This window comes from Stenotrophomonas sp. CASM114 (genome assembly GCF_049384325.1).
GTDB lineage: Bacteria > Pseudomonadota > Gammaproteobacteria > Xanthomonadales > Xanthomonadaceae > Stenotrophomonas > Stenotrophomonas muris.
In genome coordinates this window covers 1-15,514 of record NZ_JBMRGJ010000017.1, presented here as the reverse complement: position 1 = coordinate 15,514, position 15,514 = coordinate 1, and the positions used below count along the sequence as shown (strand labels likewise).

The 15,514-nt window shown below is 68.1% G+C and carries 14 protein-coding genes; 7 read left to right on the top strand and 7 right to left on the bottom strand.

The genetic code is table 11. The features are described 5' to 3' along the window. Positions 1–8: 8 nt before the first annotated feature. Together VG566_RS15160 and VG566_RS15155 are read right to left on the bottom strand one after the other, a co-directional pair. Positions 9–923, bottom strand: a complete 915-nt coding sequence (locus tag VG566_RS15160) for an IS110-like element ISStma6 family transposase (protein ID WP_032957125.1) — start codon at positions 921–923, stop codon at positions 9–11. 301 nt (positions 924–1,224) lie between these two features. Then, on the bottom strand, positions 1,225–2,505 hold the full coding sequence (locus VG566_RS15155) for an NAD(P)/FAD-dependent oxidoreductase (RefSeq protein ID WP_164109782.1): 1,281 nt from the start codon (positions 2,503–2,505) through the stop codon (positions 1,225–1,227). A 123-nt stretch (positions 2,506–2,628) separates the two neighbouring features. Between VG566_RS15155 and VG566_RS15150 the strand changes: the two genes are divergently transcribed. Together VG566_RS15150 and VG566_RS15145 are read left to right on the top strand one after the other, a co-directional pair. Then, positions 2,629–3,408: an NYN domain-containing protein gene (locus tag VG566_RS15150; RefSeq protein ID WP_014648580.1), complete on the top strand. Its 780-nt coding sequence runs from the start codon at positions 2,629–2,631 to the stop codon at positions 3,406–3,408. Positions 3,409–3,541: 133 nt separating this feature from the next. Beyond that, on the top strand, positions 3,542–4,162 hold the full coding sequence (locus tag VG566_RS15145) for a glutathione S-transferase family protein (protein ID WP_014648579.1): 621 nt from the start codon (positions 3,542–3,544) through the stop codon (positions 4,160–4,162). A gap of 96 nt (positions 4,163–4,258) precedes the next feature. Here the strand turns inward: VG566_RS15145 and VG566_RS15140 are convergent, their stop codons facing one another. Next, positions 4,259–6,436, bottom strand: coding sequence for a primosomal protein N' (locus VG566_RS15140; protein WP_164109798.1), 2,178 nt, complete (start codon positions 6,434–6,436; stop codon positions 4,259–4,261). A gap of 412 nt (positions 6,437–6,848) precedes the next feature. Here VG566_RS15140 and VG566_RS15135 point away from each other — a divergent pair, with 412 nt between their 5' ends. From VG566_RS15135 to sppA, 4 genes are all read left to right on the top strand, one after another. Next, positions 6,849–7,853, top strand: a complete 1,005-nt coding sequence (locus tag VG566_RS15135) for a hypothetical protein (protein ID WP_049408661.1) — start codon at positions 6,849–6,851, stop codon at positions 7,851–7,853. After that, complete coding sequence (locus VG566_RS15130; protein WP_049408659.1) at positions 7,846–8,427, top strand: DUF3106 domain-containing protein; 582 nt, start codon at positions 7,846–7,848, stop codon at positions 8,425–8,427. The genes VG566_RS15135 and VG566_RS15130 overlap by 8 nt, the downstream gene beginning before the upstream one ends. Before the next feature lie 207 nt (positions 8,428–8,634). Then, positions 8,635–9,999, top strand: a complete 1,365-nt coding sequence (locus tag VG566_RS15125) for an MATE family efflux transporter (RefSeq protein ID WP_046432753.1) — start codon at positions 8,635–8,637, stop codon at positions 9,997–9,999. Positions 10,000–10,114: 115 nt separating this feature from the next. Continuing rightward, positions 10,115–12,037, top strand: a complete 1,923-nt coding sequence (gene sppA / locus VG566_RS15120) for a signal peptide peptidase SppA (RefSeq protein WP_164167313.1) — start codon at positions 10,115–10,117, stop codon at positions 12,035–12,037. Positions 12,038–12,135: 98 nt separating this feature from the next. Here sppA and VG566_RS15115 read toward each other — a convergent pair whose 3' ends face one another. After that, positions 12,136–12,348, bottom strand: coding sequence for a hypothetical protein (locus VG566_RS15115; RefSeq protein ID WP_134809345.1), 213 nt, complete (start codon positions 12,346–12,348; stop codon positions 12,136–12,138). A 112-nt stretch (positions 12,349–12,460) separates the two neighbouring features. Between VG566_RS15115 and VG566_RS15110 the strand changes: the two genes are divergently transcribed. Then, entirely contained in the window at positions 12,461–13,237 is a 777-nt protein-coding gene (locus VG566_RS15110) for an SDR family oxidoreductase (RefSeq protein ID WP_014038643.1), read from the top strand. 94 nt (positions 13,238–13,331) lie between these two features. Here VG566_RS15110 and VG566_RS15105 read toward each other — a convergent pair whose 3' ends face one another. Genes VG566_RS15105 through VG566_RS15095 form a run of 3 tightly spaced genes read right to left on the bottom strand, consistent with a single transcriptional unit; the run spans position 13,332 to position 15,403 of the window. Further along, positions 13,332–14,045: a hypothetical protein gene (locus VG566_RS15105; RefSeq protein WP_049439342.1), complete on the bottom strand. Its 714-nt coding sequence runs from the start codon at positions 14,043–14,045 to the stop codon at positions 13,332–13,334. Between the two features lie 34 nt (positions 14,046–14,079). Next, positions 14,080–14,769, bottom strand: a complete 690-nt coding sequence (locus VG566_RS15100) for a DUF4124 domain-containing protein (RefSeq protein ID WP_241884890.1) — start codon at positions 14,767–14,769, stop codon at positions 14,080–14,082. A 43-nt stretch (positions 14,770–14,812) separates the two neighbouring features. After that, positions 14,813–15,403 (bottom strand): Sua5/YciO/YrdC/YwlC family protein, encoded by a 591-nt coding sequence (locus tag VG566_RS15095; protein WP_080053022.1) that lies wholly within the window; start codon positions 15,401–15,403, stop codon positions 14,813–14,815. Positions 15,404–15,514: the final 111 nt, after the last annotated feature.

Here is a 15,514-nt window from a genome sequence, read left to right as displayed (position 1 = left end):
CTGTCTTGTCAGGGGCAGCCGAGGGCCACCTCGGCGTCCCGCTTACGGGCGTTTAGGATCACCAGCATTTTGCGCATGACCGCCACGAGCGCCACCTTGCTCGCTTTGCCTTTGGCCTTCAGGCCAGCGTAAAACGTGCGCAGTCTTGGCTCGTACCGGATGGCCGTCAGGGCCGCCATGTAAAGGGCTTCGCGTACCACCGCGCGCCCACCACTGATCCGCCGTTGGCCCTGCCAGGTGCCACTTTCGCGGTTCATCGGGGCCAGCCCCACCAGCGACGCTATGGCTTTGCTTCCCAAGCTGCCCAGTTCGGGCAACTCGCTGGCCAGTGTGCTGATCAGGATGGGGCCGACGCCTTTGAGCGCGCCGATGTTCTTCCAGCCAGGCTGTCCCTCAAGCTGCTCGGCAATAGCTTTGTCCAGTTGCTTCAGGTCGTCAGATAGCTGAGCTATATAGCGTTGCTTCATCGCAATCAGATCCGGATCGACCAATCGCCGCAAGCGCTGCATCTCACTGACCCGCATCTGCACCAGATGCCTGCGGCATTGCGCAAATTCAGCCAGACGCTGCTGCCAAGGGGCAGGCGGTACGTAGCGGGTCAGCGGTAACAAATGGGCCATCTGCGCCAGCACTGTCGCATCGAGCCGATCGGTCTTTGCGGCACGGCCTGTGCCTTGGGCAAATCGCCGTGCACGTGCCGGATTGATTCGCACCATCGGCAGGCCGGCGGCGTGCAATACATCCAGAGCAGCACGCTCGTAGCCCCCGCTTGCCTCAAGAACGACCTGCTTGATCGGCCACGTCTTCAGCCACCGAATTAAGCGTACAAAGCCGCGCTTGTCGTTGCTGAATTGGCGAAACTGCTCTCCATGGACGGCCACATCCAGCGTGGCTTTGCTCACATCAATCCCGATCCCAAACATGGCAGAACTCCGCTAGGCTGACAGGGTCGAGAGCTCTCCCCGCTTGCCCAGTCTTATCAGTTCGAGCGCCAACTCAACCAACTGTTCGGGCGGTTCAGGGAGAATCCGGCGTGGGGACCCAAGCTACTTCTCGGTCGCAAGACCTGGATCCACACGGTCGCCCACGCCGGGCTCTCGGCCCCCAAGGTGCCAGATCGGCAAGAGATAAGATCCACGCCATGCGTGGATGGCGCTCCATGTTTGTTGACGGGGTCAGAGCCCTTTCCCGCGGAAAGGGATCCGACCCCTGTTGCGTGCGGCCTTACCGCCTCGGCCGCCGGTCGTCCTGGTCATCACCGAAGATGATGCGCGCGCTGCGCTGGTAGCTCCAGTACGCGACCGCCCAGTTCAGCAACACCACGATGCGGTTGCGGAAGCCGATCAGGAAGAACACGTGCGCGGCCAGCCAGAACCACCAGGCCAGCACGCCGGAGAGCTGCAGCCGGCCCAGGTGCACGATCGCGGCCATGCGGCCAATGGTGGCCAGGTTGCCGTAGTCGGCGTACTTGAACGGACCGGGCTCGGGCTTGCCGTGCAGGCGTGCACGGACCACCTCGGCCACGTACTTGCCCATCTGCTTGGCCGCGGGCGCCACGCCGGGAACCGGCTTGCCGTCGGCCTGGCTCAGTGCGGCAAGGTCGCCGGCCACGAACAGCTCCGGGTGATCAGGCAGGGTCAGGTCCGGCTGCACCTGCACGCGGCCGGCGCGGTCCAGCGGCACGTCCAGCGTGCGCGCCAGTGGTGAAGCGGCCACGCCGGCGGCCCAGACCACGGTGCGGGCCGGCACGAACTGCTCACCGAGCTTGAAGCCCTGGCTGTCGATGTCGCTCACCGGGGTACCGGTCAGCACTTCCACGCCCAGCTTTTCCAGCTGGCGGCGCGCCTTCAGCGAAAGCACTTCCGGGAACGAGGACAGCACGCGCGGCCCAGCCTCGACCAGCCGCACCTTGGCGCTGGCCGGATCGATGTGGCGGAATTCGTTGCGCAGCGTGTGGCGCGCGATCTCGGCCAGCGTGCCGGCCAGTTCGACGCCGGTGGGACCACCACCGACGATGGCGAAACTCAGCCACGCCGCCTTCTTCGCCGGGTCCGGTTCGGCCTCGGCGCGTTCGAACGCCAGCAGCAGCTTGCGGCGCAGTGCAATGGCATCGTCCAGCGTTTTCAGGCCAGGGGCATCATCGGCCCACTGGTCGTTGCCGAAGTAGGCGTGGGTAGCGCCGGTGGCCAGCAGCAGGCTGTCGTAGTCCAGCGTGCTGCCATCGGCCATGCCGATCTGCCGTGCCTGCTTGTCGATGGCGACCACTTCGCCGAGGCGGACTTCCACGTTGCGCTGGTGGCCGAGGATGTGGCGCAGCGGTGCGGCGATATCCGGCGCGGACAGGCCGGCGGTGGCCACCTGGTACAGCAGCGGCTGGAACAGGTGATGGTTGCGGCGGTCGACCAGGGTGATGCGTATGCGCTCGCGAGCCAGGGCACGGGTGGCCCAGAGACCGGCAAAACCGCCGCCGACAACGACCAGGTGGGGAACGCGCTCGCGACTCATCGACTCACTCCAGTGGGGGCATTGGGGGAAGCGCCTGGCATCTTCGCACGGCGGCCACCTGTCACGTCAGCGCCCGCGTGGATCGGCGATACTCGGGTTCAGGCAACCGCCCGCGAGGAATCCATGAGCGAACCGGAAAAGCGCATCGCCCTGTTGATCGACGCCGACAATGCGCCGGCCTCGAAGATCGACGAGGTCCTGGCCGAAGTCGCCCGCTATGGCGTGGCCAACGTGCGCCGTGCCTACGGCAACTGGAAGAGCCCGCGGTTGAAGGGCTGGGAAGCGGTGCTGCACGAGTATGCGATCCGTCCGATCCAGCAGTTCGCCTACAGCAAGGGCAAGAATGCGTCGGACATGGCGATGGTGATCGATGCCATGGACCTGCTGTACGCGCGCAACCTTGATGGCTTCGCCATCGTGTCGAGCGATGCCGATTTCACCCCGATGGTGATGCGCCTGCTGACCGACGGCGTGAAGGTGTATGGCTTCGGCGAAAAGAAGACGCCGGAACCGTTCGTCAACGCGTGCTCGAAGTTCACCTATCTGGAAGCGCTGGGCCAGACCCACGCCAGCGTGCCGGATGCCGAGCAGGCATCGAGCGAACAGGCGTCGAACGAGCCCGTCGCCAATGATGATGCACGCCCGCGCAAGAGCGGGGCGGAGATGCGCAGCGACACCCGGCTGGTGAAGATGCTGCGCCGCGCGGTGTCCTCGGCCGAGGGCGAGGATGGCTGGTCGCACCTGGGGCCGGTCGGCAGCCAGATCGGCAACCAGGCCTCGTTCGATCCGCGCAACTATGGCTACGGCAAACTCAGCGATCTGCTGGCGGCGATCGGCCTGTTCGAGCTGAAGAAGGACGGCAAGTCGTCCTACGTGCGCGCGCTGCCAAAAAAGAACCGGTAGTGCCGGAAAAAGAACCGGTAGTGCCGGCCGCTGGCCGGCATGCTGTAGATGCCCGATCCCGCATCCGGCACGCACATCTCCACTCCAATCAGGCGTATCGTTGCCGCTCGCATTGCCAGCAAGGAAAACCCGCATGTTGAAGATCTGGGGCCGCCGCAATTCCAGCAACGTCCGCAAGGTGCTGTGGTGTGCCGAGGAGATCGGCCTGCCGTACGAATCCATCGAAGTCGGCGGCAGCCATGGCGGCACGCAGACGCCAGAGTACCAGGCGATGAATCCCAACGGCCTGGTGCCGGTGATCGAGGACCACGGCCTGCCGCTGTGGGAATCGAACACCATCGTGCGTTACCTGAGCGCGCGCTATGCGCTGGGCACGCTGTACGCCGAGGACCCGATGGAGCGCGCGCAGGCCGAGAAGTGGATGGACTGGAGCACCTCGCGGATGGCGCCGCTGTACAGCGACCTGGTCTGGGGCATCATGCGCACCGCGCCGGCCGACCGTGACGAAGCGCGCATCAGCGCGGCCATCGTCCGTGCCGGTGACTACCTGGCGATGGCCGATGCCACCCTGGCCACGCAGCCATGGCTGTCGGGCGGGACGTTCGCCATGGGCGACATTCCGCTCGGCTCGCTGGTGTACGCCTGGTATGAACTGCCGATCCAGCGCCCGGACCTGCCGCACCTGGCCGAGTGGTATGCGCGCCTGCGTGAGCGACCGGCCTACCAGCGCGGCGTGATGTCGCCGCTGACGTAAGCGAAGGCGTCCGGGGTCAGAGCCCTTTTCGGCGAAAAGGGATCCGACCCCAGGGCATCGGGGTCGGATCCCACTCGACGGGTGGGCTCTGACCCTTCAATAAAGATCCGTTGGATCCACATCCAGCGACCAGCGCACCTTGCGTGCTTCCGGCAGCGCGTACAGCTGCGGAACCAGTTGCGAAAGCACGCCATGCAGAGGCGGCCGCTGCACCGCAGACAGCAGCAGCTGCGTGCGCTGGTAACCGGCCCGCCGCGGCATCGGCGCCGGCATCGGCCCGTAGGCCTCGACCACGTTCTGTTCGCCCAGCAGGTGCCGGGCCGCCAGCAGGAATGCATTGGCATGCTCCACCTGCTGCGCTTCGGCGCGCATCAGCGCCAGATGCGCGAAGGGCGGGAATCCGGCCGCCTGGCGCTGGTTCAACTCGGCTTGCGCGAACGGATGGTAGCCACCGCTCACCAGGGTTTCCAGCAGCGGGTGCCCGGGGTGATGGGTCTGCAGCCAGACCTCGCCCGGGTCGCGCGCACGTCCCGCGCGGCCGGCCACCTGGATCAGCTGCTGCGCCAGTTTTTCGCTGGCGCGGAAGTCGGCCGAGAACAGGCCCTCATCGATACCCACCACCACCACCAGGGTCAGCTTGGGCAGGTCGTGGCCCTTGGCCAGGATCTGCGTGCCGACCAGGATGCCGGGCTGGTCGCCCAGTTTCGCCAGCTGCTGTTCCAGCGCGTCGCGCCGTGAGGTGGTGCCGCGGTCGATGCGCACCACCGGGAAGTCGGCGAAGGCCGCAGTGAGATGTTCTTCCAGGCGTTCGGTACCGATGCCCTGCGGTTGCAGTGCCAGGCTGCCGCAGGCCGGACATGCCAGCGGCGCCGGTTGCCGCGCGCCGCAGTGGTGGCACTGCAGGCGACGACCGCCACCATGCACGGTCATCGGCGCATCGCAGCGCTGGCATGGCGCGGTCCAGCCGCAGTCGTGGCACAGCAGCACCGGTGCGTAGCCGCGGCGGTTCTTGAACACCAGCACCTGCTGGCCACGCTGCAGATGCTCCCCGATGCCGGCCAGCACATCGGCCGAGAGGCCGTCATGCAGCGGGCGCTTGCGTACATCGAGGATGCGCACGCGTGGTGGCCGCGCATCGCCGGCGCGCTGTTTCAGGCGCAGGTGGGTGTAACGCCCGGCGTAGGCGTTGTGCAGGGTTTCCAGCGAGGGCGTGGCACTGCCCAGCAACACCGGAACGCCCAGCGACTTGGCCCGGACCAGGGCGAAATCGCGCGCGTGGTAACGGATGCCGTCCTGCTGCTTGTAGCTGCCGTCGTGTTCCTCGTCGACGATCAGCAGGCCGGCCTGGGGCAGCGGCGTGAACACCGCTGAGCGGGTGCCGACGATGACGCGCGCTTCGCCGCGTGAGGCCGCTGCCCAGACGCGCGCGCGCTCGTTGTCGTTCAACCCCGAGTGCAGCGCATGCACGGCGATGCCGAGGCGGCCACGGAAGCGTGCCAGGGTCTGCGGGGTCAGGCCGATTTCCGGCACCAGCACCAGCGCCTGCCTGCCCTGCGCCAGGCAATGGATGATCGCCTGCAGGTAGACCTCGGTCTTGCCGCTGCCGGTCACGCCATCCAGCAGGAACGGCTGGAAGCCGTCGGCGGCATTGATCGCGGCCACCGCCTCGGCCTGGTCCGGGTTGAGCGTGGGACCGGGCAGTGGCTGCGCGTGTTGGGGGGCCACGCTCAGCGCAACCCGCTCGGCCAGCCCGCGCTTGGCCAGGCTGCGCGCGGCGGTGCGCCAGTCCTGCATGCGTTCGCCCAGCACGTCCTCATCCACGATGGCTTCGGCCAGCAGCTCGGCCAGTTGCCGTGGACGGCTGCCGGCGCGCAGCTTTTCACGCTGGGCGTGGCCTTCGGTGGTCAGCTGCCAACCCCAGTGGTGTGTGTCGGGCAGGACCTCGCCATGGCGCAGCGGGCCGGGCAGGGCGGTGCTCAGCACCTCGCCCAGTGGCGCATGGGTGTAGCGCGCCAGCCATTGCAGGCTCTGCCACAGCTCCCCCTGCAGCAGCGGCTGCGGGTCGCACCAGGCCAAGGCCTGGCGCAGTCCCTGGCCGTCGTCGGTCTGGCCGTGCCCTGCCACCACACCGACCAGCTCCCGGTTGCCGAACGGCACCTTCAGGCGGCAGCCGACCGCGAGCGCCGGGGCATCGCCCTCCGGCGACAGGTAGTCGAACAGGCGGGGCAGGGGGACAGGCAGGGCGACCTGCAGGGTCGGAATCGGTGAAAGCATCGGGCCAGTGTAACGGGCCATGCGCGCGCGAATGGCAGCAGCGGGAGCGGCGGGGCGGCGCCCGTTGAATCATAAATGTCACCTAAATATCGGTGTCCATTGGAGATTCAGTCTTATCCACATGTTCTGTGGATAACGTTGTGCGTTAACGGCCATCGGAAACGTAGAAGGCCGATGGCGACGGCCTCACGCTTGGGTTGGTCAAAAAATCGCCACACAACAAAGGACAATAAAATCAATATCTTAAGTGTGAAACAATGCTGAAACAGAGTGAATTCAGCCCGAAGCCACAGTTTTCGCCGGAGGGGGCGTGGTGCTGTGCACAACCTGCAGCACGAAGTGCCTGTGGGCGCAAGTCCTACGGGCGTCGATGGCCTGCCGCTATCATGCCGGCAGACCTTTGGAGTGACCGATGACGGCTGTGCCCGCCCCTGTTTCCTCGACCGCGGCCGGCGCGCTGTCGGCGTTCCTGCGTGGCGTCGAGCGCCGTGCCCTGGTGGTCGCTGAACTGCAGTGCGGCGATGCCGCGCGCGCCGAGCAGACCCTGGTGGCGGTGATGCGCGCCTTTGCCGCAGTGGCCAGCGACCTGCCGATGGCGCAGTGGCCGACCCGCTTCTGGACCCTTCTGGGCCAGCGCCAGGCGCTGCGCGAGCCGGTGGGCGGGCAGTGGCTGCCGCCGTTGGCCGTGCTGGGCGCGATGCCGCCGCTGCCGCGCCTTGCGCTGCTGCTGCGGGTGGGGGGCAGCCTGGACGAGGGCATCGCCATGCGCGTGCTCGACCAGGACGAGGCCGGCTACCAGCACCTGCTGGCCGACGCCTGCCCGCGTGATGCCCACGGCCAGCCGGATGCCTCGGCCTGGCGCCAGTTGGCCGAACAGGTGCAGGCGCGTATCCGTGAGTTGCCGGCCGCGCGCCTGCAGCAGCTGCAGCAACCCGCCGCCGCGACCGCCCACAATGAAGCCCCGACCCCAAGCTGGCGCGCACCGCAGCGCGATGAGCGGGCGGCCGCCAATGGCAAGCGCCGTCGCACGAACGCCAAGCCACGTTGGCGCGGTCCGCTGATCCTGCTGGCGACCGTGGCGATACTGTTGGCCGCAGCGCTGGGCTGGCGCCACTGGCAGGGGCATTCCTTCGGCGGTGATGCACCGCTGCCGGAGGGAGTGGTGGGCGAAGCCGGTCCGGTGACGGTGGAAGCCCTGCCACCCAGCAAGGTCGACGCCACGCCGGATGCGACCACGGCCCAGGCCACGGACGACGCAGCGATGCTGGCCGATCGTGACTACCCGCTGGTCGCCGATGCCGACCTGTACGCGTGGACTGCCGCGGGCGGCCCGCTGCCGGTGGATGAATCGCAATCCAGGCCGAGCCGGCCCGAGCCGGCCAGTGCCACGCTGGAAACCGCTGCTGCCGATGAATAAGTCCGTGTTCGCCAGCCTGCTGCTGGCCCTGCCTTTGTCGCTGTCTGCCGCGCCGCAATCGTTGAACGTGCCGTTGCCGCCACCGACGTCGCCGGCCACGCCGCTGGCTTCGCCAGCACCGTCGACGGCAGCACCCTCTGGCTTCGCCCAGCTCGATGCGCAGCAGCAGCGCCAGCGCCGCGCCGACTACGCCGCCTGGCGCGCGCTGCCGGAAGGAGAGCGCGAGCGCATCCGCCAGGCGGCTGCGCGATTCAATGCGCTGCCTGCGGACCAGCAGCAGCGCCTGCGCCAACAGTTCCGCGACCAGGACCAGGCGTTCCGCGACGGGTGGCGGCTGGGCCCGCAACTGGGCCTGGAATTCCCCAAGCTGCATGGCTTGTTCGGCTTCGTGCCGCCGGAACAGCGCGAGACCGCGCTGGCCGTACTGCGCCAGCTCAGCCCGGCGCAGCTGGCCCAGCTGACTCTGGTCGCGCAGCGAACGCCACCGCAGGAACGCGACGCAGTGCGCAGCGCCTTCCTCGCCGTGCCCGCCGCCGAGCGCGACAGCTGGCTCAAGCGCCAGGCCGGCCAGTAAAAAAAGGGGACGGAGGGGATTAAGTCGCATCCGGCACTAGCGGGCCTGAAACGACTTAATCCCCTCCGTCCCCTTTTTGTGTGGGGCGGCTGAAACCCAGCATTCACGCCATGTCATGGGAATGCTGGCGCCGCCCGCGTAAGATGGGCGCCCGCAACCCGGTGCCTGTGCCCTTCGCGCGCAACCGCAGTTCGCGTCAAGCACCTTATGTCTACTGCAACCTCCACGCCGCGCTTCAGCAAGGAAGTCGGCGCCACCGGTCTGCTCGCCCTGCCGCTTGTGCTGGGCCATGTGTCCACCGGTCTGATCTCCTTCGTCGACAACGTGATTGCCGGCCACCACGCCACGGCCACACTGGCCGCCGTCACCATCGGTACGGCGCTGCTGTGGCTGCCGATGCTGATTCCGATCGGCACCCTGATCTCGCTCACCGCCTCGGTGTCGCAGCTGCATGGCGCCGGCCGCGAGCGCGAGATCGGCCCGCTGTTCCGCCAGGCACTGTGGCTGGCCTTGGGGCTGGGCCTGATCATGTTCACCTTCCTCACCGTGGTGCCGCCGCTGCTGCCGTCGTTCGGCATCGCGCCGGACATCGTGCCGGGGGCGACCGCGTTCCTGCATGCGGTGCGCTGGGGCGGACCTGCGCTGACCCTGTACTTCTGCATGCGCTATCTCAGTGAAGGCATGCACTGGACGCTGCCGACGATGCTGCTCGGCTTCGGTGGCCTGCTGGTGCTGGCACCGATGGGCTATGTGCTGGCCAACGGCAAGCTCGGCTTCCCGGAAATGGGCGCCGAAGGCCTGGGCATCGCCTCGGCGGTGATGATGTGGCTGCAGGCGATCGCCTTCGCCACCTACCTGTGGTTCACCAGGCGCTTCGCCCATCTGCAGCTGTTCTCGCATTTCGAAGGGCCGCGCTGGAAGGCGATCTGGGACTTGCTGCGCACCGGCCTGCCGATCGGCATCACCGTGCTGATGGAGGGCGGCCTGTTCATCGTCACCGCGCTGCTGATCGGCCGCCTTGGTGCCAACGAAGCCGCTGCGCACCAGATCGCGATCAATGTCGCGCAGCTGTGCTTCATGATCCCGATGGGCGTGGCCGAGGCCACCACCGTGCGCGTCGGCCATGCGGTCGGCCGTGGTGACGGCTTCGGCGTGCGGCGTGCGGCCTGGGCCGGTTACGCGATCATCATGGGCACGCAGACGTTGTCGGCGGCGGTGCTGCTGTTCGGCCACGATGCCATCGTCGGTGTGTACACCAACGACCTGGCGGTGGCCGGCCTGGCCTCGACCCTGCTGCTGTACGCGGCCACCTTCCAGTTCCCGGACGGCATCCAGGTGCTGTCGGCCGGCGCGCTGCGCGGCCTGAAGGACACCCGCGTGCCGATGTTCATCGCCATGTTCGCGTACTGGGGCCTGGGCATGCCGCTCGGCGCCGGGCTCGGCCTGGGGCTGGGCATGGGCCCGCAGGGCATGTGGATCGGCCTGATCGTCGGCTTGACCGCCGCTGCCATCCTGATGGGCTGGCGCCTGCGCCGCAGCAGCCAGCGCATCGGGCAATCCGCGCTGTCCTGATCTTCCCGCCCGCCACGTTCACCCGTGACGGGCGATCCCCTGACTTGTGTCCGATGCTGCATCACGCGGCACCGGCTATGCTGGTACCACGGCAAGAAGCCATCCGGAGCGTTCCATGAATCAACCCGTGCCCCCGCTGCCCCCGGCGCGTCGCAACCCCGTCGCCAGTTTCTTCATCGGGCTGTGGGACGTCATGAACTTCACCCGCCGGTTGATCCTCAACCTGGTGTTCTTCGGCCTGCTGTTCCTGCTGCTGGTGATGTTCGTCATCGCCGCCGGCATGGGTGCCGGTGCCAGCAAGTCGCTGCAGGACCGCACGACGCTCGTGATCGCGCCGGAAGGCCGCCTGGTCGAGCAGTTCAGCGCCGACCCGGTCAGCCGCGCGCTGGCCAAGGCGGTGGGTGACAACGGCGCCGAGGAGATCCAGCTGCGCGATCTGCTGCGGGTGATCGAGTCGGCCAAGGAAGACAAGAAGATCGAACGCGTGGTGCTGGAGCTGGACAAGCTGCAGCCGTCCGGTTTCGCCTCGCTGCGTGAGGTGGCCGCCGCGCTGCAGGACCTGCGCGCCTCCGGCAAGCAGCTGGTGGCCTACAGCGAGAGCATGGGCCAGTCGCAGTACCTGCTGGCCGCGCAGGCCGACGAGGTCTACCTGGACCCGATGGGTTCGGTCGTGCTCGAAGGCCTCGGCCGCTACCGCCAGTACTTCCGCACCGGCCTGCAGGACAAGCTGGGCGTGGACGTGCACCTGTTCAAGGTGGGCGAGTACAAGTCCGCGGCCGAGCCGTACGTGCTCGACGCGGCGTCGCCGGCCTCCAAGGAAGCCGACCTGTTCTGGATGAACGACGTGTGGCAGCGCTACCTGGGCGACATCGCCAAGGCCCGCCGCCTGGATCCGGCACAGCTGGCCGCCGGCATCGACACCCTGCCGGAAGGCATCGCTGCCGCCGGTGGTGACCTGGCCAAGTTCGCCCTGCAGCAGAAGCTGGTGACCGCGCTGAAGACCCGCGAGGAATTCGAGGATCTGATGATCGAGCGCGGCGTGGCCGACGAGGATGCCGACGGTGGTTTCCGCAACGTTGACTTCGGCCGCTACCTGGCCCTGCTCGACGCGCGCCGCAACCCGGTGGACTCGCGTCCGCAGGTGGCCGTGGTGGTGGCCGCCGGCGAAATCAGTGGCGGTGACCTGCCGGCCGGCCGCATCGGTGGCGAGTCGACCTCGGCGCTGCTGCGTGCCGCGCGTGACGACGAGAACGTGAAGGCGGTCGTGCTGCGGGTGGATTCGCCGGGCGGTGAAGTGTTCGCCTCCGAGCAGATCCGCCGCGAAGTGGTGGCCCTGCAGGCCGCCGGCAAGCCGGTGGTGGTGTCGATGGGCGACCTGGCCGCCTCCGGTGGCTACTGGATCAGCATGAATGCCGATCGCATCTATGCCGATCCGTCGACCATCACTGGTTCGATCGGCATCTTCGGCATGGTGCCGAACTTCAGCCGCGCGCTGGACAAGATCGGCGTGCACACCGATGGTGTCGGCACCACCCGTTTCGCGGGTGCGTTCGATGTCACCCGCCCGATGGATCCGGCCGTTGGCCAGGTCATCCAGTCGGTGATCAACAAGGGTTACGCCGACTTCACCGGTCGCGTCGCCGACGCCCGCAAGAAGCCGGTCGAGGCCGTCGACGAAGTGGCGCGTGGCCGCGTGTGGAGCGGTGCGCAGGCCAAGGAACGTGGCCTGGTCGATGCCTTCGGTGGCCTGAAGGATGCCGTGGCCGATGCCGCCAGCCGTGCCAAGCTGGGCAAGGCTGATGCCTACCGCGTGCGCTACATCGAGAAGGCGGCGACGCCGTTCGCGCAGTTCGTCAGCGGTTTCGCCGGCAGCCGCGCCGGTGCCTGGATGCTGTCTGATTCGGGGATGGCGCGGATGATGCTGGCACGCACGATGCCGGAAGTGGACACTCAGTTGCGCTTCGTCGAGAACGCGGCCCGCGAGAAGGGCAATGGCGCTCCGGTGAAGGCGCTGGCGTACTGCTTCTGCGGATTCTGATCGGCAACGGTACCGAATGAAAACGCCCGGCTCTGGCCGGGCGTTTTCGTTCATGGGGTCGGATTCCTTGGCAGCACACAGGTCTCTGACCCCACAGGTCATTGCGTCGCGTCGGCTTCGGCCTTGCGCTCACGCGCAGCGGCATCATCGACGGTTTTCTGCACGTCCTTGGCGCGGTCCAGCGGGTCGTTGATCGCACGCGACATCGCTCGTGGCACCGGTGGCTTCTCCGGGTTGGGCGTGGGCGGCCGCTGGCAGGCCGCCAGCAGCAGGCTGGCCAGCAGCGACGTGGACAGGATCAGGATGCGCATGGCGGCTCTCCGCGGTGGGCGTATGGGCAAGTGTCGCATCCCCGGCCGAGCGCTGCCGTGAGCGCGTATCCTTGCGGCATCGAAACACAGCGGGCGCGGCCCCGGAGGACTCATGACCCAGCAACGGTGGCGCCTGGACGGCCAGACGGCCCTGATCACGGGTGCCAGCGCCGGTATTGGCCTGGCCATTGCGCACGAACTGGCTGGCCTCGGCGCCGATCTGATGATCGTCGGCCGCGACATCGACATGCTGGAAACGGCGCGCGACGAACTGCTGGATGTCTATCCGCAGCACCAGGTGCACGCGCTGGCGGCCGATGTCTCCGATGACGAGGACCGTCGGCAGATCCTGGACTGGGTGGAAGATCACAGCGATGGCCTGCACATCCTGGTCAACAATGCCGGTGGCAACGTCACCAAGGCGGCCACGGAATATTCCGAGGACGAATGGCGCAAGATCTTCGAGACCAACCTGTTCTCGGCCTTCGAGCTGTCGCGCTACGCGCATCCGCTGCTGGCCCGGCACGCGTCGTCGTCGATCGTCAATGTCGGCAGCGTGTCCGGGCTGACCCATGTGCGCAGTGGCGTGGTCTATGGCATGACCAAGGCGGCGATGCACCAGATGACCCGCAACCTGGCCGTCGAGTGGGCCGAGGATGGCATCCGGGTCAACGCGGTGGCGCCCTGGTACATCCGCACGCGGCGCACGTCCGGTCCGTTGTCGGACCCGGACTACTACGAGGAAGTGATCAACCGCACGCCGATGCGCCGCATCGGCGAGCCGGAGGAAGTGGCCGCAGCCGTCGGCTTCCTGTGCCTGCCGGCGGCCAGCTATGTCACCGGCGAATGCATCGCGGTGGATGGCGGCTTCCTGCGCTACGGGTTCTGATCTTCCAAAAGGTAGTGCCGGCCGCTGGCCGGCAACTGGAATCATTTGAAGATCCTGCGATTGCCGGCCAGCGGCCGGCACTACCGGGTGGCTGTCACCCCGGTACCGGGCAGTTGCTGGCCTCCAGCACGCCCTGCAGCCGTTCGCGTTCCGCACGGGCGTTGTCGCGGTTTTCCGGCGAGGCGAACCGCTCACGGCCACGTGCGTCGCGGAAGCGTTGCTGCCAGCTGCTGCAGCGCTGCGCGTCCGGCAGTTCCTCGCAGCGGTCGCGCACCACTTCGCAGCCGGCGGCATTGACCGGCGTGGCGCCGCCCAGTCCCTGCACGGTCATCAGTTCGCAGCGCCCGGGGGCGGCTTCGTATTCGTGCAGGTAGCCACCGCCCTGGCTGTCGGTGCACTGGAAGATCGGTGGCAGCGGCGGCTTCGGCGGCGCATTGCTGTCCGGCGCGGCATCGGCCTGGCGTGGCAGCGATGCACTGTCGAGTATCAGATCGCCGCCTTCGCGTTCGACCATGCCAGCTTCCATGATCGTGCGTCCTTCGCCGGGGCGACGAGGCGCGGGTGCGGGAACGGACGGCGCAGTGGCCGCGGCCGGTCCGGGCGCGGCCGGCACGGGTGCCGCTGAGGCCGGCGCCGGCGGAGCACTGGCCGGCACCCTCACCACCTGCTGCTTGCTGCCGGCAGGGCAGGGCGTGCGTTGCAGGGTGGGCACATCGCTGCTGCTGGAGGTACAACGGTAGATCACCCCGTCGTCGGCCAACGCGTTGCCGGCGAACAGGCCCAGGGCCAGCCAGATCAGGTTCTTCATGCGCACAGCGTACATGCCCAGGCAGGCATCGCGCTCAGCGTTCGCAGTCCCGCGACAGGCGCGCGTCGATGCCGCGCTGTTCATTGCTGATGGCGGTGCGCTCACTCTGCAGCGCGCTGTTGTAACGGCGGTCCAGTTCCCAGCGGCGGTCACGCAGGCGCGCACAGACGTCCTGCGGCGGCAGCGCATGGCAGCTGTCACGGACCAGCACGCTGCCGGCCGGCACCTGCACGCCGACGCCCACCGCAGGCGGCCGGTAGCCTGCGCCTTCACCGATCGGCGCACCGACCGGCGTGCCGAAGCCCGGGCGCGGACCGGGATGGACCGCGCCGTGGTGCCCGTGCGGGAGCCACACGCTGGTCCACAACGGGACCCAGCGCGGATTGCCCTCGTTGCTGTCGCTGGTGTAGCGGCGACCGTCGTCGCTCACGCACTCGTACAACGGTTGTGGCGGCTGGATGTAGACGTGGCGGACTTCGCGATCGCGCATCACCGGAACCTCGCTGGGCACCGCGGGAGGGGCGTCACTGCGCACCACCCGGGGTGCCGGATCGCGCGGGCGCTGCAGGTCACGCACCTCCTGCCGGCCGCTGCTGCAGGGCCTGTCCTGCAGGGCCACGGCGCCATTGCTGGCGACGCAGCGGTAGACGCGCACGTCCTCGGCGGCCGATGCGGTCCATGGCAGCAGCAGGCACAGGCCCAGGGCGGTGCGCAGCAGGTTCATGGCGGCAGGGTGCGTGATTGTGGGTGGCAGTGCAATCGTCCGCTCAGGAGCGCAGCACGTTGCCGCTGAGCGCGTCGCGGATCGGGGTGGGCTGGGCCAGGCCGCCGGTTTCGCCATCGAGGATGCCATCGAGCAGGCGCAGCAGGCGTGGATCCAGCTCGGCACGGCTGCGTGCCGGTGGTTCACCGGCCAGGTTGGCGCTGGTGGAGACGAGGGGCCCCCCCCAGGCGCGGCACAGGGCGGCGACCAGCGGGTGCGCGCTGATGCGCACGGCGATGCCGCTGTGCTCGCCGGTAATCCAGGGCTGGGCGCGCGGACCGGCCGGCAGGATCCAGGTGTTGGCACCCGGCCAGCTGGCCAGCACCGCGCGCTGGCGGGCATCGGGCAACGCCTGCAGGCGCACCCAGCCCTCCAGCTGCGACAATTCTGCGGCGACCAGGATCATGCCCTTCTCGATCGGGCGCTGCTTCAGCCGCAGCACCATGTGCACCGCCGCCTCATGCGAGGGATCACAGCCCAGGCCCCAGACCGCTTCGGTCGGATAGGCGATCACGCCGCCGGCGCGGAGCGTGGCGACAGCAGAGTCCAGGGTGAGTTCTTTCATGGCGGCGACCGGCCCGACGTGGGCCCCCATTATCCCCCTGCGGCGTGCAGAAGGGGTGGACCCTGGCCCGGTAGTGGCGGCCGCTGGCCGGCATCGGGTGCTTCTGGATGTTGCCGGCCAGCGGCCGGCAACATCCAGAAG